Raw genomic sequence first — 17,801 nt, forward strand, 5'->3', positions numbered from 1 at the left:
TGATCTCCGTTAACGTCCGAAGGCAATCCAATCGCAGGCATTAGAGCCGCTGGACGCGTAGTTGTAGACTTGGAAGCTGCCCGTCGAGTAGAAGCCCGCGCCGAAGGTCACCGGCAAGCTGCCATTCGAGGTTGCGGCAAAGGTTGTCATCACGCTGAGGCACTGGTTCGGAAACGATGTTGCAAAGGTGATTGTTTGAGCACCGCCTGACGAAATAACGCCTGTCTGACCCCACTGGATCATGAAGCTGCCAAGATAACTCGGAAACTTAATGTATCCTGGACGTCCAAAACTTCCCGAGAAACCAAGAGCCGTCGCAATGCTTGCCATGGCGTTGCGAACCCATCCCGTCGTCGCAAGCTTTGTGCTGTTTTCGGCGTCTGGCGGTGTCACCCCATGCGCAGTACCACCGGCATTCGCTAACAGAACGTATGCCCCGTTCCCGGCATTGAGGCTCGTGTTGTATCGGGCCACAATATCGCCATTGGCGGCGAATTCGCCCCCGACAAGTGCGCCGTCTGCCTGGTTAAGGACAGGCTTGGCGCCAAGACCGTTGAGATTGAGTGTGACCGCTGCGGTGTTGGTAGCGGTGGTCTTCAGGGCAACGATGAGACCATCCGTCAGTGCGGCAGGTGTCGGGCTTATGGTTGCCGTCAGCGCATTTGCAGTACCGCCCGCAACGGCATAGTTCCATTTTCCGGACTGTGCATCGAGCGCCAGCTTTTCGACGTATGCGCCGCCGACGCGCTCGAAAACACGGCCATCCGGCAAGCTTATGCCGTGGCCGTCAGTCGGCGTGATATAGGTCCAGCTCGCACCGGACCACAAGGCGATTTTCCCGATGTTCCCTGCCCAGATGCCCGTAGCGCCAACCGGAATAAGGTAGGCATCACCTGACGAGGGTGCGCCAGGCGCGCTCGATAAGGTCATCGAATTCACGGCCAGCCACCGACGAGCGCGGTCAGGAGCAAGGCCCAAGCTCTGGAGCGCCTGCCAGAGTTGCGTCCAGTCCGCGTCGCTTGGAACAAGCCCGGCCTCGGTGATGACCTTCAGCATTTCTTCTTGCATGCTGTTGAGGTGCAGAGCCGTAACGACGGTGCCGGCCGTTCCTGTGACGAGATTTTCGTCACGGAAGCCACGCCGCCCCCCGCCAATATCAACAGTGTCAGCGCCATTGATGCGATCCATCAGGCTTCTCCGTACTTAAAAACAAGGGTTGTGTGAGCGGGCTTATAACGGCGCAAAACGCACTCGATCGCCGAGATTTCGAACGAACCGAGGCGATGGCCAGAGCGGCTTGCGCCTGCCCGGAATTTCGTGACCGTGACGAGGCCGGGAATGTTTACGCGCCAGACGAATTGCGATCCTTCGGGGCGTAAGGGCTGACCAGCGCGAAGCACGCCCGCGCGGGAAGGCCAGAATTCCTCGATCGTGATATTGACGCCGAGGGCAGCGGCAACCGACACGAAGTACGGGATTGACTGCCCACCTCGGGCCGTCCAGCGCTGAAAGGCGAGCTGGCGGCGTTGCTGGACCGTCAATCCGTCTTTGTCGCGCCCGCAAGGGTCAGGACCAAGGCAGCGCTCAAAGTCCGAAAGCAGCTTGTCCGCAAGGCGCGGGTCCGTTTCGTTCATCATCGCTTCGGCGGCCGCCTCCGCATCTGCAATGGCTTCGGCGATCGCGCTGAGGATCACGCCCATGACGCCGCCGCGATAACGGAACGCCCAGCCGATCGGCAGTTTCGAGAAGAGGCTTTGAAGGATCGTTGAAGAGGTCCTGGACATGCTTCAAGGCCTCCTTAATTAAGCCAGGTGATGGCAGTGGCGACGGGGCAGGCCTTGACACCGAGCGTGTAGCGGACGGCCGGGATGGTCAGATCATGGGAATATTCGCCGTCTGCGGCCGAGATGGCTTCCGAGATCCGCGACGGCTCGATCGTCGCGCCGATCGGGCTTTCGTTCTGCATGTCGTCGTCGTCACCAATGGTGGCAATGAAGCGATCGAATGCCGCCTGAACCGCCGCCCTGGTCACAGCGCCGTCTGGGCGAAGACGCACGCTCACGGGAACATTGACCAGCTCGGCCGCAAGCGGAATAACCCGTGCGGTTACGGGACGAACGCCCGTCTGACTGCCCTGTGCGCCGAGATAGGTGCCGATTGCGGTCAGTTCCAGCTCGGTCGGGATACGCGGAGTTCCGTCATCGTTCTTGAGGGCAATGACGAGACCCACGGAGCCGCGACCGATCCATTCTTCCACGACTTTGACGGCGTAGACGCTAGCGACTTTACCGACCCACGCCCGATAATCCGGGGCAGAGCCACCCATCGGCGGCTCACGGATGCGCTGAAGGTATCGCTCCTGGACGCTCTCGGGCTCCTCGTCATCAGTGCCGCCGGCGAAAGCGGTGGCGACCGTGGCCTTGGAAATCTCGGGAAAGGCTGCGACGGTCGAGAGCTGTACGCCGGTTTCGAGGTTGCCAGAGCTTCCGGCCGCGACGGCTTCAGCGGTGACGGTAACCGTTCCACCGGCCGCGATCGTCCCGCCTGCGGTCGTGATGTAGGTGATTGAAGAGGTTGAGGCGAGGACAATGCCCGACGCAAGGACCGTCCCTGATACACCTTCGATCGTCACTGAGCCGATGGCCTTTGTGGCGTCGCGAGGATCGATGCCCCAGATCGAGGCGTGGCGCAGGATCATCGCCTCGTCATCGGCACTATCAGGCATCCATTGCCGCGCCCACCATGCGACATGGTCATGGGTTTCGCGGACTTCAGGGGCCACTGCGCTCCAGATCACGGCGAACATGCCGCGCGCCGATCGGACGGCACGGGAAATCGCCTTCACGTCCCCTTGAGGGTAAATCGATAGCAAACCGACTTCGGCGGCTGCGGCGATGCGGGAAAAGATGCTTTTCGCGGAAGGAACAGGCCACACCATTACGCCACCTTCCGTGTCAATTCGAGCGTGACATCCTCGACCAAGACACGATAGGCGAGAACCCCGGGGCGCAGCCACCAGACTTCGATTTCCGCTGGCGTGCCTGTTTCGGTTTCCGCCCAGGCAAGCCCCTCTGCGAGGTAGTATTCTGCGAGCTGGCGTGTGGTCTCGGTTTCCTTGGCACGCTCCAGAAGCCAGAGCTTGCAGCCGGACATGTTGCCGGCCGCATTCAGGCCGTCGAGCAACGCACCACGTCGTTCCGAAAAGGAAACCGGCGCTAGGAACTGCGAACGTCCCTCCGGCAGCTCGTCATCCGGAGAGGCGCGGCGATCGACGCCGACCGAAAGCAGGATGGGGGTGATCGGGGTGTCGTCCACGACCAGATTGAATTCGTCATCGAGCGCCAGATCGCAGCAGCGCCGCGTGGCGTCGTAGGTCAGGGCAAGGTCGAGAAATCCGGTCATGGCGCGAAATTATCGCGCGCGCGCAAGGCTGATCAGGCCCGCCGTGGCGGGCGGTCAACCGCTAACAGGTACGCTGGAATTGCCAGTGCCTGGCACAACACCGGTGTGTTTGTGCGTCTTGTCGATCACGACGCCGTCATGCCTGATGCTGCCGCCTTCGACGCTCAATCCCGAGGCGTCAAGCGTCATTGTCACGCCGCCCACCCTGAAGGTGATGGAACTGGCGGCCTGCACATCGATGCCGCCGCTGGCCCTGACGATCATGCGATCGCCGAACTTGTTGCCGATACCTACATCACCCTTGCTCAAACCACCGATGCGCTGAGACGGATTGCCGAGGGGCAGAAGAACCATGTCGCCTTCGTCACCACCGATCGCCAGCGCGATACCGACAGCGCCGTCATCGTCGGGAAACGAGAGGAGGCCATAGGGCAACATGATTTCGAGGTCATTGCGCCAGACGCCTTCCGCCACCTCGGCCGAGGCCGTTTGCATCTGGCCGTCATCCTTGATGTCTTTAACAGTGACGCGGCGGATGAGGCCACGCATCTTGTTGACGATCTCGCTCATAGTGCCTCCGCCGTGGCATCCAGCGGGCCTGAAGGCTTTTTCGCCGCCTTGCCCTTTCCGGCCTTGTCTGTCCGGCGCTTGCCGACCGGCTCCTTGTCAAAAGCCTCGGCCGAGCAGACTGAGATATCCGTGGTGATCTCCTCGGCCTCGGCATAACGCACGGCCGAGATCAGCAGATCGCGCTCGATGCCGAGGAAGGCATCGGACACGGGCACGATCTGGTTGACTGTCCAGAGCTGACCGTTCGCCTCGTGACCCTTGACGGTGTAGGTTTGTTCGTCGCCTTCAGCGCGGGACGTGCGATTGCGCCAGTCGGCTTCGTCCTGGGCGCTGACCGCACCGGCCTTGCTTCTGGCCAGATGGACCTTGGGGCGATATCGCTTGATCTCGCCGTCCTCGGCCCGGCCGGTTGCGACGGTTCCCTTGCGCTCCCGCTCGCGGGCCGAGCCATCGCCATCATTGCGGCTGTCCGCGCTGATCGGCTCGGCCGTGGTGTCCAGGGCGGCAGCGCTGCGGGACTTGCCGGAGCGTTCCGACTGGCCGCGCACAACCGTCTTGCTGTAGCGGTTTGCCGTGCTGAAGGATGCGCTTACGGCCATGACGTTACCCGGCAGGCTAATCCCATCGGGTGCACGGGTCTTGCCCGTTCGGGTGATGACGATATTGCCAACGCCATCCGAAAGGATAAGGACGCTACGTTGCCGTGATCCTTTCTCGATGGCGGAAAAGGCGGTCTCTCCAAGGTCGATCGAATACCGGTCGAAGGTATCGCCGGTGTCTACCTCCGTGCGCACCTTCAGCCCGAACGGCTCTGCAATCTTGGCCGCAGCGTCTTCCAGTCTGACGCCCGTCAGCTCGGCCGGACCTTCCGCCATTGCCGAGCAGTCGATCAGATCGCCAGTCTTGTCGCGGCCGGAGATCGTCACCGACGCATTACCGTCGCTGACATCATAGGCCACATCTTCGACGTGTCCCAAAAGCACGGTGCGTTTACCGATCATGATTTTAGCCTGCATCTGGGAGCGCAGACGCGGCAGGATCGGCATCGAGGCGAAGATGAAAGTTTTCTTTGAGGCCTCGCCATCGCGAAACGTGAAGCTGAAGCCTCCGGAAAAGTCCTTCAGGTCACGGGTGACTTCAGCTGATGTCCATTGGTCATAGGCCACACCATCGAGAAAGAGCTTGATGCTTTTTGCCATCAACTGCGCTCCAGGAACTCGACAACGCCGGCAGACAAGCGGGCGGGATGCGTCGGATCATTACGGGCCACTAGATCGGCGTAGACGGTTTCGATCAGCGCTGGCGTATCGCCGGAAAGATGCTGCGCCACCAGCCAGGCGTCTGTGTCGCGACTGACTGACAGACGACGAACGGATGGCAGACGGCCGATTACTTCGTTGAGATCGGAGACGATCGCAGCTGTCAGCGATCGCGCGGCCGATGACAGCGCCGAACTGGCGGCCTGCATCGTATCGGGTGCTTGCTGCTCGACCTGGTCAACAAGGGAGGCGAGCGCCGAGGTCATGGAAGATCGGTAGCGGAGCGCCTCCTGCCGGGACACGAAATCTGCATAAGACGACTGCTCGGCCGACGCGGCTATGAACTGGCCAGCAGCACCCGCCAGCAACAGGGCGTCAATCGCAGACGGCGCTTTTCCCGCTTCCGTCAGCAAGCCCGTTGCGATGGAAAGGCCAGCGCTCATCAACGCCTGGGCGCTTGCCGTACTAACCGCGATCGTTGTCGCAGGTGCAACTGCCGGAACCTCGATCGTCTGTGCAATGACCGAGGCGGCCGAACTGGCCCACGCATCGAATGCCATGGGTGAGGACGGCGACGATGCCGCCAGCGCCGAGCGTATCTGACTGACGGCCGAGCGCGCGTCCGGACGCGCCGTGATGGCATCTGCCACCGATGACGCAACGCGCCGGCTGCGGATCGTCGCAGACGTGCGGGCGCTGGAAATGACCGTTAGCGCGATGGAGGCGGCAAGCGAGGTGACAGCACTGGCGAAGCCGGAGAGCGCCGAGGGTAAAAGGCCACCGGAGAAACCAGATATCGACGACGACGGCGCGCGCTTGAACCGGGCTGAAACCCGGAACACCCGCAGTTCCCGTTCCGAGAAGCGGATTTGCGCCGGCTCTTCCATGATGACCTGCATCGGGCCAAGCCATGGATGAATAAGAAGCGCCGGCCCCGGTGTCTCAAAGGCCTTGGACAGTAGCTTCGCACGGACACGATAGTCGTCACCGACATAAAGCGCTTCGATACTGATACCGGATGGACCAACGCCGAAATCGTCATAGGCAGCTGGATCGACACCCGGAAACAGATATTCGAGCACCCGCCGTCCGTGGTCGCTCGACACATCGACGATGGAAATCGGGATGCCGCGATAGACACCCGGCAGCAGCCCTTCAGCAGAATCGAGACTGTCGAGCAGCATCAGTCCCTCCCGACGGCGCGGCCGGTATTGACGTTCGGCGACGGCGACGTGACCGTGGTAGTTTGGCCGACAACCTTGCCGGGGCCTTCGACAACAACCTTCGCCTCGGTTTTGACGTTGAGCTGCTGCGGCGCGGCGGGCGCGGTCGGCGATGCCTGTGCCGGCAGGAGGCCGTTCTGGTTAGCGGGCTGGCGACTGCCAGGACCGAACTCCGTTAAATTGCGCTTGCCGGAAACGCCTAGTGCGTTCGAAACACTTTCGATGCTGAGGGCGGCCTTCACGCGCTCCAGTGCCGTGGCAACACTGTTCCACGCCTCGGCGATGCCGTCCGGCATGAGTGCGCTCCAATTGATCCCGCGGTTGACGGCTTCGACCATGGACGCAAGTCCTTTCACCACCCACTCGATCGCCCCCGCTACGTCTTCAAGGATTTTGAATGCCGCTAGAACCGTCTGGCCGCCGAGGTCTCCGAGGAATTTCATGACGCCGGTAAACATGCCGGACATTTTGCCGCCTTCGCCTAGCCCGACAAGTTCACGGATAGCAGCTCCCAGCCGCATGAACCCGGTCGCTATGCCTGCGATCGATCTGACCGCGCCGCCTGCCGCCTTGCCGATCGGCTCCAGCCATGGTGCAAATCCGGAGCCGAATTCCTTCATGCCCTGCCACGCCCTGGCAATGCCGCTCAATGCGATATCAAGGCCACGGAAGGCCGCGAGCTTGGCATCCTCGATCGTCAGGCCGGAGAGATCGATTTTGAGATCGAGGCCCTCGACAAAACCGGACATCAGCTTCTTCAGGTTTTGCCATCCTGCTGTCACGTCGTCGAGCGCAGCTCCGAGACCGGCGCGGATAACGGGGCCATATCGACCTGCCAAATCGCGCGCAACGCCCATGACCTGGTTGCCGATATTGCGCAGATGCGGAACCGCTGCGGCGGCTTTCTGGCGAACAGTTCCCCAGGCATCGCCAAGCCGGTTCCACATTTGCGACAGGCGTGGACCGTAGCTTGACCAGTTGCGATAGATATAGACGCCGGCAGCCGCGATGCCCGCCAGCGCGATACCCACCGGGCTGAAGAGAGCAGCCAGAACCGACAGACCCGCGCCGATCGCAGGCAACACGACGCCCAGGACGCCGAGACCGACTGCCGCCAGAACGGCCACGCCTGCGAAGGCGAGGCCCTGCTTGACCATGCCGCCTGTCGCCGCGTCAAAGTCGCGAACCCACTTTAGGCCATCCATGAGGTAGCCGTTGATCGCGGGCATCCATGTGCCGAAGGCTAGACCGACTTCGCGGGACGCCTGCGTGCCGATCTCGCGGAAGATCGTGAGCTGGCGATTGAGGCCCTGCATCTGGGTTTCAAAGTCGGCATCGACGGCGCTACCGGTCGCCTTCGCAACCGCGTCCTTGATCGACTTGTATTCGTCGATGTTGCCGAGCATCGGGATCAGGAAGTCCATCACCTGCATGTCGGAGAACAGTTCGCCGAGCTTGCCAGCGCCATAAATCTTTTCGAGCTGCTCGCGGACGGTTGCCAGCGCGTCAGCGTCGGACATGCCGGCAGCCTTCGCCTTGCCCATCAGCCCCTGAATTTCCTTGCTGGAAACGCCGGTCAGCTTCGTGATCTTCTGAACGACGGCTTCGATCGGGTTGATGCCCTTCGTCACCGCATCCTGCATCACGCCTTGGATATCGACGCCCATGTCGGCGAAGTTCTTGACCGTGGTCGGGGCAAGCACTTTCGACAGGAAGTTTTTCAGGTTGTTGGCGGCCTCGGCCGGGTCGGATGTTCCCTTGCGGGCGATCTGGAGGGCAGCGCCGAGGAAGTTGACAGCCTCGCGGCCGGTCACGCCAAACTTCGCCATCTGCCCGGTCAGCGTCGGGAAATAGCGCGACATGTCCTTCAGCTCGAAGGAACCGAGCTTGCCGGCCGTCACCAGCGTGCCCATGGCGTCATCCAACTGATCGGCCGGAAGCTTCAGCGTGGTGAGCAGCGACGTGGCGACGGACGCCATGTCGTTCATCTCGGCATTGGCGGCGGTGGCGGCGCGGCTGATCGAGCCGATCGAGCGATCGACCAGGTCGTTGTTGACGCCGGCCGCGATCATCTGTCCCGCGCCTCGGGCGACAGTGTCCGACAGCTGACCGACATCCAGGGCGAGCCGCTCGAATTTCGCCTTGGATTGATCGACGAACGCAAAGGCCCCCTGTCCCGTCAGGTTCGACGTTCCGGCTATGTCGAGCAGTTGCTGCTGGAAGGCTGCGGCCTCCTGCATGGGGCCGAGGAAGGAGATGCCGGCAATGGCAGCGCCGACAAACCCGATCTTGCGAGCGGCATCAATGACGCCATTAAGCGCACCTTTAATGCCGCGCAAAGGTCCGCTCAAGAGGTCCTTGAGGCGAACGATGACATCAAGGTTCATGTTCCGATTGGCCACGGCGCGCCCCGCTTCAAAATAAAACGGAATTTCTCACGCGCGCGTGAAACTGATCAGGCCCGCCGTTGCGGGCGGGCCTGATCTAGGTCTTTGCGAGGTCGTTTACATGTTTTCGGTAGGCCATGATGCAGTTCCACCAGAACTGCACTTTGTCGATCGTCATGTTGGCGATCTCGGCCTCGCTGAACCCGGAGCCGTCAGCGATGCCGCCGAGCTTTACTGGCCAGTCTTCGTCCCACTCGTCAAAAAACTCATAACAATCCTGTGGCCGTCTGCGACATCGACGCCATCCATTTTGTCGAAGAGTTTATCCATCACCATTTCAGAAATGCGGGTCGAGCGTGAGAACATCACGACAGATGCCTTGGCGTCGCTGGTCGCCTGGATGGCTCGCAAATCAGCGCCGTTGAAGCGATGGAAGACCAGTTCGGTGAAAACGCGGTCCCTGACCTTGCCGTCTTTACGGGTGGTGAGCGTGACGTTTTCAAAGAGCGGAAGCGTCACCGAGCCATTGGCGTTCGGGCGCGCACGCTTCGGCAGCTTTGAATCGGCGTTGGCGTCTTCGTCGATGATGTCGTCGTCCACGAGTGTGCCGGCATCCTCATTGATGACGGTCTCCGTTTTCGAAACAACGTCGTCGTTCGGTGCGTCTTCGTCGAGATCGACCTTGAGTGTAGTACCCATCAGAGAATTTCCTCGGGCGATCCGCCAGCCCATTTGAGTTCGATTTTACCGCCTTCGCCGCCCGTCACGTCGGGAATGTCGCCCTCAAGAAAGGCGTCGTTCAAGACGTATGTCTGGCCGGTGTCGCAGACGATCTGCAACTCACCCTCGCCGGGATCGAGCAGGCTGCCCAGGCGCTGCCCCCTTTCGAGGTGGGTTGTGGCCGTGACCTGCGACCCTTGATACTCCTGGGCGCGGCCGACGCCTCGGCCATAGGTCACGGCGTTGTTCTTGATACCGCCTTTGCGGAATTTCGCCCCATTCTCGACGGGGATGTTACGTCCCCGCCAGACGATATCGACGATGCCCAATACCTGTGTCATCGCTTAAAGCTCCTGTTAAACCTGAAATTCGAGACGGCCGGCAAAGACCATGAGATTGCCGACGATCACCACCTGCTGGCGGCTTTCCAGCCGCTGTCGATCGTCCGTGGAACGCTGGAAGACGCTTTCCTTGAGGGTGCGTTGGACGTTTTCGATCCAAACCTTCTTGCTATAAAGCTTGCATCGTGCCGCCCAGGAGCCGGCCATGCGCTTCGCCGTCACCACGGCCGTGCCGGCGTCCTCGTCATCGTCATCGCGGGTAGCGAAGGATGCGTCGCTGTCGTCATCTACGAGCTTGGAACGCGGGTACATCAGGTTGATGTAGACCGACCAGTCATAGCGGATGCGGCTCATGGTGACCGGCACCATGATATCGAGCCAGGCGCGATCGGCGATGTCGAGCGTCGTCTTCTTGTAGGTCGTGATCATGCGCGAGATCGTGACCGAACCGTCAGACAGGCAGTCGAAGGTGGAAATGCCGTTGCGCAGCAGCAGATCGTTTTCCTCGTCAAGGAACTGATCCGCCTCGGCCGGCGCTTCGACACCCGGCAGAACGAGCGACTTCAACTGGCGGGCCGGGTCGTTGGTCAGGTGGAACGACGCGATACCCATGGCCGAGGCGGCCATCGCCCAGGAGGGCGTCGGGCTTTTCTTCAGGCCTGCCGTGGTGAGGAATGGCGAGTTGGTCAGATTGCCGAGGGTCGTGAGCTGGCCGTATGTGCCACCCATGAACACGAAGCCATGGCAGTCGAGCTTCGAGGTGGCGAGATAACGCACCCGCAGCCACTCGGCCGTTTTGGCAAGGTTGGTCGCATCCGACCAGGGATGCGTGAGCTTGGTTGCCCAGGTGCTGACAAGAAGATCAAGCGCCGGCTGCACGTCCGGATTTCCGGAACCGCCTGCCATGGCAACGACGGCGCAGGTTAGGCCGGCCGGAAGCGGCTGGGCTTTGGTATCGACGCGCAGATCGATTTCGTTGCCGACTTCGCCGCCATGACGAGAAGTGACGGTGACCACGCCGAGTGCTGCCGTCGCAGTCACGACCATGTCGAGATCGGCATTGATGGCGGCGGCAAGCTTTGTCGCCAGTGCGGCGACGGCATCGCTGGAGAGCGCCGTCATACGCACCTGCCGACCGCCAATCTTGAAGCGCAAGACGACGGAGCTGGTGGGCGAACCCGCGAAGGTGAAGGTGCCAGTCGCCTTCAGCGCGCCGCCGGCGTCGGGGAGTGCGATCACGAAAAGCGGCGTGTTACGGTTCGCCTTCTTGAAGTAGGCCACCTGTTCCGCACCGATCGAGCCACGGCCGAATAGTGCGATCGCCTGATCGGCGCGGGTCACTTCCTGTATTGCGCCGGCAGCGAGCGTGCCGGTGGCGAGCTTCTGGCCGATAATGAAGGCCTTTTCCGGCCATGGCAGAATGCCGACATTGCGATAGTTCGGCCCGATTTCGAGCAGTGTCGCAGGTTCGAGGCGATCGACGGGGATTTCGTTGAAATCCATTATTTGTCTCCTTCAGGCTTCTTGGCCGGTTCACGCGGCTTTTCGATCAGATCGCCGTCCTGGACGCGGCGGCGCGTGAAATGCGTGTCGGGATCGGGCATGCCTTCCTTCGGCCATTCGGAGCCGTCCGGGAGGTGGACCGTGCGGCCCTCGGCCGCGATGAGAACTTTCTGTGTGGCCATGGCCGGTTTTACTCCTGGGGTGGTTGAAGTTCGTCGGTGATGGTTTCGGTCGAGCCGTTCACAGACCAGGTGACGCCAAGCGCCTTGAAATCTTCGGGCTGCATCTTCCCGGTCGCAGCTGCACGGCATGCGAAGCTGAAGGTGAAATCGAGCTGGGCAATCGCGACGTTGTCGTCGGTCCAGCCGTCCGCAATGACGCTGTTGGAAAGTGTGATGTTGGTGACGCCCTGGTCATCGAAGTTGACGCCCTGGAGAAGCACGGAGGCGACATCGACCATCGCATCCATGCCGATATCGAACTTGTCGCCCTTAAAGCGGGCTTCAAGGCCGCTCGAAACCCTGTTTATCAGGATCAGCCGCCAGAGCATGTTGCCCTTCAGCATACGGCCACTGTCAGGGTCCGGTTTCATGCCCGTCCAGGCGAGACCGATGAACGGCGACAACTTAACGACGCGCTTGAACTCATCCAGGCTAAGAACTTGTGGCACGCGCTCGATCGTGAAAGGGTTTTTCGGGAAGGCGATCCGGAGCCGCTCGATGATCAGCGGCTCCTGGTTACGGATCGGCATTAGGGGAAACGTGTCCATCAGAAACCCCGTAAGGTTTCGAAGGTGACGATGCGGTCACGATCGGAGATGCGCGGGCCGGAGCCGACCGCGTTGCCGCCTGTCGGCGATGCCAGCGGAATGTCCAGGTGCACCATTTCCTTGGCGATGTTCTCAAGCCATTTGATGACCTCGGCGCGACCCTTCGCCATTTCTTCCGAAGGGCTGGAGCGCTCGGTATCGGCGAGATCGTAGCGGGCGAGGATGCAGGTCGCGCGCACCAAGTCTTCTGGCGGACTTGCGATCGGCGTCATGTAGCGACCGCGAATGTAGCTGTTGATCAGCGACGTGGCGTCGGTCAGGGCAGTGTTGACCTTTTCCACGTTCGGCGTCTCGGCCTCTCGATCTTCCGTATTGGACAGACGCACGATCTGCACCTCTCCAAAGCGGGCGATCATGTCGGTGACGGTGGCGTACATGGCAAAGTCTCCAGTGGCGAAAAGGGCTGACCCGAAGGCCAGCCCCGGACAAGTCAGTTCGATCAGCAGTAAATCCAGCGGCGGTAATGCAGAGACTGCCCGCTGGTCAGCCAGCTTTCGCGGTAGATATCCTTCAGCTTGCCGATTGCCTTGAAACCGGAGACCTTCGGTAGGGCGAGACGTGCCCAGAGGAAGGCGGCGGGCTTGGCCACGGCGTGCACCACGAAGCGCGCGATGTTGACGGCGAAGACGACGGTGCGCCCGGCAAACGTCGAAAAAGCTGTGAGGCAGGCGAAGAATGCGAGGCTGAAGTAGCCGTAACGTCGTGTCATGCAGATTTCCTCTTTGGGTTGGCTTCAGGGTTTTGCCGCTGTTGCCGATGGCCTCTTGCGAGCCTCGTGCCATCGGCGGGCTTCGGGGCGATTGGTCCGGCGACCTGATCCGGTCCGCAAGCCCCTCGCGGCGCTCCCGTCAGGAGTTACTTCTTGACGGTCTTTTTGCCGTCGCTGCCGTTGGCCTCGCCAGCGCCGCCCGCCTCGGTGCCGGACTGCTGGCTTTCGGAGCCGTTCGCCTGGGCGGATTTCAGCACGGCGATTTCGGTTTCAGCGGCCAGCAGCTTCTTGCCAAGTTCATCGATCGCGTTGTCGTGGGCCGCCTTCGTGTCGGCGAGCTTTTCCGCGACGGCATCAGAAACCGTTTTGTTGAAACTGTCCTCAAGCTTCTGGCGCTCGATCTCGACGCGAGCCTTCACGGCCTGCTCGATGTCGGCGCTGGATACTTCGGCGGCCTTGCCATGGACTTCCTGGACGATGAAGGCAGGATCGGCATCGAAGGCCTTAAGCTGATCTTCCGTCCAGTGGCCGGGTTCGTAGGTTTCCTGGGCGGGATGCACGACACCGTTGCGGCGAAGGCCCGGTATCGAGCAAATGATCTGGATTTTCGACATGTGTGGTTCCTTGGGCTTCGGGGTTCAGGAAAGCGGCTACATGGCCGTTTTCCGGAAACCCGCCAGCAACCGGGAGGATGATTGCTGGCGGTGCGGTCAGGCGATGTGGAACGCCCAGCCGGTTACGCGAGATGCGGGATGACTTCGACGCGGGCGGTTTTCGCCCAGACGTTCGTTTCGCCACCATTGATCAGGGCAGCTTCGACAACCTGACGGGCCTGCGTTTCCAGGGTAGCCGGAACCATCAGGACGGTCGGGCGAATGACCTTGATCTGGCCATCCCGCTGGCGAATGTTCTGCATGGCGGCACGGGCGGCGGTGTAGTTTGCAATGTTCAGCGTCGCCTTCGACTTGTAGGCAAGCTGCCAGAGACCGAAGCCGGCATTGCCGCGCGTGTCGGCACCCCAGACATATTCGGAGCGCCAGAAGACGTTCGGGTCTTTTTCGTCAAACATCTGCGTCAGCTTGATCGGCTTGCGGATCTGCCAGACCATGGGCTTGAGAACCTGCGTATCGTCGATCAGATACCACGCCGGACCTGCGCCATCGGTGAAGTTCGAAACCGAGATCACATTGCCCTGCTCGTTATAGCCGGGATGGTCCCCATCAAAATAATACTGACCATCATAGCAAAGCGTGGTTTCGCCCTTCTTGAACAGAGGCCATACAAGGCTGTCAGGGAACGCGCCGCCGTCCTGGCCAAACTGTGCCGCGACCGGCGTGAAGATGCCGACCTGATCGTCTTCGATCTGCTTCTTCTTGATCTTGAGCGTCTTTTCGAAATCACGGTTTGCGATCTGATAGAGCGTCGCGCCGACATCATGGGCGACACGATCACCGATCCATTCGCGGAAACCGGGCAGATCGTCCAGGCGCGGATACTGGTTGGCGAATGTGGTGGAGGTCACCGTCATCGCAATCTTCTGGTAAAACGGCGTAACCGTTGCCATCGACTGGTTGAAGATGGTGGAAAGCGAGGTGTAGATGCCCCGCAAATTGGCGACGTTAATGTCCATCGTGGTTCCTTAGAGGGGCTTCAGCCAGACGCCGTCAGCGTCGATGGCATCGATTTTTCCGGCCGGCAGCAATGCGCCAGCGACGAGCGTGTAAGTGTCGTCGGCAGACGCATAGACGGTCTTGCCGATATCGGCCGGGGTCGCACCGGCCAGCGGAATGAGCCTGATTTCCTTTTTCAGGTTGATCAGGCGATCACCGGTCGCGCCGTCGCGGTTATCGACAGCCTCCTCGGCGAACCCGATCAGGGCGACGCAAGACGCGTGGCCAGCCGGCACGGCGGCAAGAGCAGCCGTCACGCCGCACATCGTGCCACCAAAGATGCGGACGCCAGCAAGAACGGAATAACCGTAAGCATTGCCAGAGCGGGTTTTAGGGCGAATGTCAGCCGTAGCCGTCATGTCACATGTCCTTTCCGAAGAGCGCCTTGTGCTCCTTCTTGAAGGCTTCCGGATCGACGCCCATCAGGGCACCAACATGAAGCTCTTCGCTGGTTGCGGTCTCGCCCTCCTTGGGCGGCTGACGACTACCGAGGCCGCCGGCGTTGAGCGACGGCATGACCTTCAGCTCCGCTTCGACCTCGGCCGGGTCCTTCATGTGGCGGGCAATCATGTGCTCGCGCAGGGACGGCACGACCTGAAGCTTGGCGATCGCCGCGTCGATGACACTGGTCGCCCTTTCCTTCGCCGTATCCGTGACGAGGGTTTCGACACGGGTGTTGAGCGCCTTGACCTGAAGTTTCAGCTCGGCGTTTTCCTGCTCGACGCCGGTGGCCGGCTTCGCTTTCGCCTGAAGGGCCGCCACCAGCGCGTCAGCGCCGGCAGTGACTTCGACGTCGGCGACTTCCGCCAACTTCGACATCAGGGCCGCATGTGCGGTCTGTGCAGAGTGAGCCGCAGTGATGGCCGCAAGGATCGCGGTTGCATCTGCGGTTTCCGGCAGGCCAAGCGCCTTCCGGAGAGCTTCCAAATCCATGGTGGTCTCCAAATTTTGAGAGTGAAGCGATTTCAGGTTGAGGTTGGGATCGTTGGTCAGCGCCACGCGCAGCAGCTTGTGAACCGCAAAGGGAGCCTTGGCGCTGTGCGTGAAAACCGGGGAAATGTAGCCGTAGGCTTTGCCCTGCATCATCGCGAGGCCGTCAGGCGTCCACTCGACCTTTGCCCAGACACCATCGGCTCGGCGCTCAAGTGCTGTCAGCCAGCCACGGGCGGGCGCGGAAAAACCCTGCTTCGCCGCAAGGTCGGTCGAATGGTTCTCATCAACCGGAAGCTTCTTGCCCTCGGAATTGAATGCCGAGATCAGGGCATCGGCGTTGTCCAGGACGTATGGGCCGCGACCATCGACGCCGGAAAAGCGGCCGGTTGGCAAAACGTGCAGCCATTCGGGCACCGTGGCGGCCGCCTGTAACGCGACAATATGGGTCGAGACCGGCACAGCCGAGGCCGAATGAAGTGCAACAACAGTGGTCGAGATCAGGTTTCGCATGGTCCGGATATGCCATGCGGGCAAAATTCAATTCATGCCTGCGCCTGCGGGCGGGCCTGAAAGAGAGGGAATTTTACCGGGGAGTATAGCGGACCACAAAACCAAAAACGGTTTCGGCAATCATCGCTTCGTCATCCGACGATATACCGAGGAAGGGACGCGCGGGCAAGGTAACACTGTCGGCTTTGATAAGGTTCCCGCCCATCCGGAACCAGAGATGTGTTGCCCGCACCGGCACGATCGTCGCGCCGAACTGGTGAGCGGCCGCGTAAATGACATCGGTGCCTACCTGCACCTCGTCATTGCTGGCCCTGGCATTGATGCTGTTCCGGAGCCGTCCGCTTTCAGTCAGGATGCGTGAATTGCGCTTGCCCTCGGCATATGCCGTGTTCAGGGCTTGCCACGCCTGGCCGTCCGGATCGGTTTGCGTGACGAAGCGCATATGCGTCGAACCGACAAGGCCGGCGCCGATCGCGCGCATGACGGGCGTCGTGTTCGTCATCAGACCTTCGAGCTGGCGAAAGCCGCGCCGGACTTCCGAATCGAGAACCTGTGCCGTGATCGAGATTAACGCGCCGCTCATGCCAAAGACCTCACTGCCAGACTGAGCCGAAGGCGTCGGTCAGATCAGCCCGGCTGACGCGCTGGAGCGAGGTCATGTAAACCGTCTTGCGATCGGCCTTCATGACGATATCGACATCGGCGCGATAGAACACGCCGTCATGTTCACCGACGAAGGCCGACCGGCCGCGATTGTCGCGCAGCAGCTTTCCCGATCGGACGAGCTGGCCGGGAATGACGCCGATCGCGTCCGGCGTCAGAGCTTCGGCATTTTGCGCCTGGCTGCGGATGGTGTCGGCCGTCAGGCGGATTTCCGTGCCGGCAGCGACATCGAGGACGGCACCTGTTGCCTTGTTTGCGGTTGCAACCGGCGTCCAGGCACCGTCAGGCCATTTGCCCTTCAGCGCCGATTGAACGAAGGCCGCGACCTGCACCTGGTCGGCGCTGACCGCCTTCGGACCAGGCGCGGTTTGCGTCAGCCAGGCAGCGCCCGGGTTATAGGCGAAGGACGGATCGATGCCCTGCGGCTGATCAGTGCCGAGCTGGTCAAGGTTGGGCGGCGTGTCTGGCTTGGATTTACCGAGGCGACGAAGACCAGGACGAGACACCGGCGTCACGAAGCAACCGCACCGGTAGCCGTTCGGCGGGTACATTTTCGCCCAGACCGGATCGGTGGCCTCGTAGCATTCGCCGTCCCATGCCTTGTGCTCCAGGCGTGGATGGATCGCGCCGGAATGATTGTACATCCAGTAGGGAAACGCTTCGAGCGTGTCCGGAGCTGACATCTGGGCGTAGCGCCCGGCTGCATAGGCGGTGCTGAGATTGGTTTCGAAGATCAGGCGGGAACGCCAGCCGCGCGAACCGTTGTACTGCCAGCCATGGCGCGCAACGATCGCATCGAAGTCGGCGCGGAAATCTTCGAGCGTCAGGCCCTGTTCGGCGGCCTTGACGATCGCCGCCTGAAAATCCTCAATCAGCGCCTTTTTGTTTGCTCCGGCCACCATGAACATCTTCGAATGCGCCGCGTCCCAGACATCGCGATGGCTTTCGGTGGGGACGGCGGTTTTCTGGCGAAGGAAGTCGATCGCCTCATCAAACGGCAGATTGATCGCGCCCACCGTGGTCGCCATCAGAGCAACGACCAACGGCTTAAAAATTGAAGGCGGTTTAAAGGCCGTGGAAGC

21 protein-coding genes are annotated in these 17,801 nt (G+C 61.2%); all 21 read right to left on the reverse strand.

From position 1 onward, the window contains the following. Positions 1–9: 9 nt before the first annotated feature. A complete protein-coding gene (locus tag AC5SEO_RS01130; RefSeq protein WP_495363658.1) occupies positions 10–1,188 on the reverse strand; it encodes a DUF2793 domain-containing protein in 1,179 nt (392 codons plus the stop codon). Beyond that, positions 1,188–1,784: a YmfQ family protein gene (locus AC5SEO_RS01135; RefSeq protein WP_495363659.1), complete on the reverse strand. Its 597-nt coding sequence runs from the start codon at positions 1,782–1,784 to the stop codon at positions 1,188–1,190. Before AC5SEO_RS01135 ends, AC5SEO_RS01130 begins: the two co-directional genes overlap by 1 nt. Positions 1,785–1,798: 14 nt before the next feature. After that, entirely contained in the window at positions 1,799–2,938 is a 1,140-nt protein-coding gene (locus AC5SEO_RS01140) for a baseplate J/gp47 family protein (RefSeq protein WP_495363660.1), read from the reverse strand. After that, entirely contained in the window at positions 2,938–3,402 is a 465-nt protein-coding gene (locus AC5SEO_RS01145) for a phage GP46 family protein (RefSeq protein WP_495363661.1), read from the reverse strand. Before AC5SEO_RS01145 ends, AC5SEO_RS01140 begins: the two co-directional genes overlap by 1 nt. Before the next feature lie 54 nt (positions 3,403–3,456). Continuing rightward, positions 3,457–3,972 (reverse strand): phage baseplate assembly protein domain-containing protein, encoded by a 516-nt coding sequence (locus AC5SEO_RS01150; RefSeq protein WP_495363662.1) that lies wholly within the window; start codon positions 3,970–3,972, stop codon positions 3,457–3,459. Then, on the reverse strand, positions 3,969–5,171 hold the full coding sequence (locus AC5SEO_RS01155; protein ID WP_495363663.1) for a phage baseplate assembly protein: 1,203 nt from the start codon (positions 5,169–5,171) through the stop codon (positions 3,969–3,971). The genes AC5SEO_RS01150 and AC5SEO_RS01155 overlap by 4 nt, the downstream gene beginning before the upstream one ends. Then, complete coding sequence (locus AC5SEO_RS01160) at positions 5,171–6,415, reverse strand: DNA circularization N-terminal domain-containing protein (RefSeq protein ID WP_495363664.1); 1,245 nt, start codon at positions 6,413–6,415, stop codon at positions 5,171–5,173. The genes AC5SEO_RS01155 and AC5SEO_RS01160 overlap by 1 nt, the downstream gene beginning before the upstream one ends. After that, on the reverse strand, positions 6,415–8,856 hold the full coding sequence (locus AC5SEO_RS01165) for a phage tail tape measure protein (protein ID WP_495363665.1): 2,442 nt from the start codon (positions 8,854–8,856) through the stop codon (positions 6,415–6,417). The genes AC5SEO_RS01160 and AC5SEO_RS01165 overlap by 1 nt, the downstream gene beginning before the upstream one ends. A gap of 216 nt (positions 8,857–9,072) precedes the next feature. Further along, entirely contained in the window at positions 9,073–9,540 is a 468-nt protein-coding gene (locus tag AC5SEO_RS01170; protein WP_495363666.1) for a hypothetical protein, read from the reverse strand. Continuing rightward, complete coding sequence (locus AC5SEO_RS01175; protein WP_495363667.1) at positions 9,540–9,902, reverse strand: phage tail tube protein; 363 nt, start codon at positions 9,900–9,902, stop codon at positions 9,540–9,542. The genes AC5SEO_RS01170 and AC5SEO_RS01175 overlap by 1 nt, the downstream gene beginning before the upstream one ends. A 15-nt stretch (positions 9,903–9,917) precedes the next feature. Continuing rightward, the gene (locus AC5SEO_RS01180) at positions 9,918–11,405 is read right to left on the reverse strand and encodes a phage tail protein (protein ID WP_495363668.1); all 1,488 of its coding nucleotides are present in this window, start codon (positions 11,403–11,405) and stop codon (positions 9,918–9,920) included. Then, positions 11,405–11,587: a DUF2635 domain-containing protein gene (locus AC5SEO_RS01185; protein ID WP_219256675.1), complete on the reverse strand. Its 183-nt coding sequence runs from the start codon at positions 11,585–11,587 to the stop codon at positions 11,405–11,407. The genes AC5SEO_RS01180 and AC5SEO_RS01185 overlap by 1 nt, the downstream gene beginning before the upstream one ends. An 8-nt stretch (positions 11,588–11,595) precedes the next feature. Next, positions 11,596–12,174, reverse strand: coding sequence for a hypothetical protein (locus AC5SEO_RS01190; protein ID WP_495363669.1), 579 nt, complete (start codon positions 12,172–12,174; stop codon positions 11,596–11,598). Next, complete coding sequence (locus AC5SEO_RS01195; protein ID WP_219256673.1) at positions 12,174–12,611, reverse strand: gp436 family protein; 438 nt, start codon at positions 12,609–12,611, stop codon at positions 12,174–12,176. Before AC5SEO_RS01195 ends, AC5SEO_RS01190 begins: the two co-directional genes overlap by 1 nt. Positions 12,612–12,673: 62 nt before the next feature. Next, positions 12,674–12,943 (reverse strand): hypothetical protein, encoded by a 270-nt coding sequence (locus AC5SEO_RS01200; RefSeq protein ID WP_495363670.1) that lies wholly within the window; start codon positions 12,941–12,943, stop codon positions 12,674–12,676. Positions 12,944–13,089: 146 nt separating this feature from the next. Continuing rightward, the gene (locus AC5SEO_RS01205; RefSeq protein WP_219256671.1) at positions 13,090–13,557 is read right to left on the reverse strand and encodes an HI1506-related protein; all 468 of its coding nucleotides are present in this window, start codon (positions 13,555–13,557) and stop codon (positions 13,090–13,092) included. Positions 13,558–13,679: 122 nt separating this feature from the next. Next, complete coding sequence (locus tag AC5SEO_RS01210) at positions 13,680–14,573, reverse strand: Mu-like prophage major head subunit gpT family protein (protein WP_495363671.1); 894 nt, start codon at positions 14,571–14,573, stop codon at positions 13,680–13,682. Positions 14,574–14,582: 9 nt separating this feature from the next. Continuing rightward, positions 14,583–14,972, reverse strand: coding sequence for a hypothetical protein (locus AC5SEO_RS01215; RefSeq protein WP_495363672.1), 390 nt, complete (start codon positions 14,970–14,972; stop codon positions 14,583–14,585). Between the two features lies 1 nt (position 14,973). Beyond that, a complete protein-coding gene (locus AC5SEO_RS01220; protein ID WP_495363673.1) occupies positions 14,974–16,056 on the reverse strand; it encodes a phage protease in 1,083 nt (360 codons plus the stop codon). Positions 16,057–16,129: 73 nt separating this feature from the next. Then, positions 16,130–16,639 carry a phage virion morphogenesis protein gene (locus AC5SEO_RS01225; protein WP_495363674.1) on the reverse strand — a complete coding sequence of 170 codons (510 nt, stop codon included), beginning with the start codon at positions 16,637–16,639 and terminating at the stop codon, positions 16,130–16,132. A 10-nt stretch (positions 16,640–16,649) separates the two neighbouring features. Beyond that, a complete protein-coding gene (locus tag AC5SEO_RS01230) occupies positions 16,650–17,747 on the reverse strand; it encodes a phage head morphogenesis protein (RefSeq protein ID WP_495363675.1) in 1,098 nt (365 codons plus the stop codon). Positions 17,748–17,801 lie beyond the last annotated feature (54 nt).

The sequence above is a fragment of the Agrobacterium sp. K11 genome, assembly GCF_059429395.1.

Bases quoted from the DNA above. Each gene is read 5' to 3' on its own strand.
- AC5SEO_RS01135 (WP_495363659.1), bottom strand. From the start codon at position 1,784: ATGTCCAGGACCTCTTCAACGATCCTTCAAAGCCTCTTCTCGAAACTG.
- AC5SEO_RS01225 (WP_495363674.1), bottom strand. From the start codon at position 16,639: ATGAGCGGCGCGTTAATCTCGATCACGGCACAGGTTCTCGATTCGGAA.
- AC5SEO_RS01175 (WP_495363667.1), bottom strand. From the start codon at position 9,902: ATGACACAGGTATTGGGCATCGTCGATATCGTCTGGCGGGGACGTAAC.
- AC5SEO_RS01150 (WP_495363662.1), bottom strand. From the start codon at position 3,972: ATGAGCGAGATCGTCAACAAGATGCGTGGCCTCATCCGCCGCGTCACT.
- AC5SEO_RS01200 (WP_495363670.1), bottom strand. From the start codon at position 12,943: ATGACACGACGTTACGGCTACTTCAGCCTCGCATTCTTCGCCTGCCTC.
- AC5SEO_RS01145 (WP_495363661.1), bottom strand. From the start codon at position 3,402: ATGACCGGATTTCTCGACCTTGCCCTGACCTACGACGCCACGCGGCGC.
- AC5SEO_RS01160 (WP_495363664.1), bottom strand. From the start codon at position 6,415: ATGCTGCTCGACAGTCTCGATTCTGCTGAAGGGCTGCTGCCGGGTGTC.
- AC5SEO_RS01215 (WP_495363672.1), bottom strand. From the start codon at position 14,972: ATGACGGCTACGGCTGACATTCGCCCTAAAACCCGCTCTGGCAATGCT.
- AC5SEO_RS01220 (WP_495363673.1), bottom strand. From the start codon at position 16,056: ATGCGAAACCTGATCTCGACCACTGTTGTTGCACTTCATTCGGCCTCG.
- AC5SEO_RS01140 (WP_495363660.1), bottom strand. From the start codon at position 2,938: ATGGTGTGGCCTGTTCCTTCCGCGAAAAGCATCTTTTCCCGCATCGCC.
- AC5SEO_RS01170 (WP_495363666.1), bottom strand. From the start codon at position 9,540: ATGGGTACTACACTCAAGGTCGATCTCGACGAAGACGCACCGAACGAC.
- AC5SEO_RS01230 (WP_495363675.1), bottom strand. From the start codon at position 17,747: ATGGCGACCACGGTGGGCGCGATCAATCTGCCGTTTGATGAGGCGATC.
- AC5SEO_RS01180 (WP_495363668.1), bottom strand. From the start codon at position 11,405: ATGGATTTCAACGAAATCCCCGTCGATCGCCTCGAACCTGCGACACTG.
- AC5SEO_RS01210 (WP_495363671.1), bottom strand. From the start codon at position 14,573: ATGGACATTAACGTCGCCAATTTGCGGGGCATCTACACCTCGCTTTCC.
- AC5SEO_RS01185 (WP_219256675.1), bottom strand. From the start codon at position 11,587: ATGGCCACACAGAAAGTTCTCATCGCGGCCGAGGGCCGCACGGTCCAC.
- AC5SEO_RS01130 (WP_495363658.1), bottom strand. From the start codon at position 1,188: ATGGATCGCATCAATGGCGCTGACACTGTTGATATTGGCGGGGGGCGG.
- AC5SEO_RS01195 (WP_219256673.1), bottom strand. From the start codon at position 12,611: ATGTACGCCACCGTCACCGACATGATCGCCCGCTTTGGAGAGGTGCAG.
- AC5SEO_RS01190 (WP_495363669.1), bottom strand. From the start codon at position 12,174: ATGGACACGTTTCCCCTAATGCCGATCCGTAACCAGGAGCCGCTGATC.
- AC5SEO_RS01205 (WP_219256671.1), bottom strand. From the start codon at position 13,557: ATGTCGAAAATCCAGATCATTTGCTCGATACCGGGCCTTCGCCGCAAC.
- AC5SEO_RS01155 (WP_495363663.1), bottom strand. From the start codon at position 5,171: ATGGCAAAAAGCATCAAGCTCTTTCTCGATGGTGTGGCCTATGACCAA.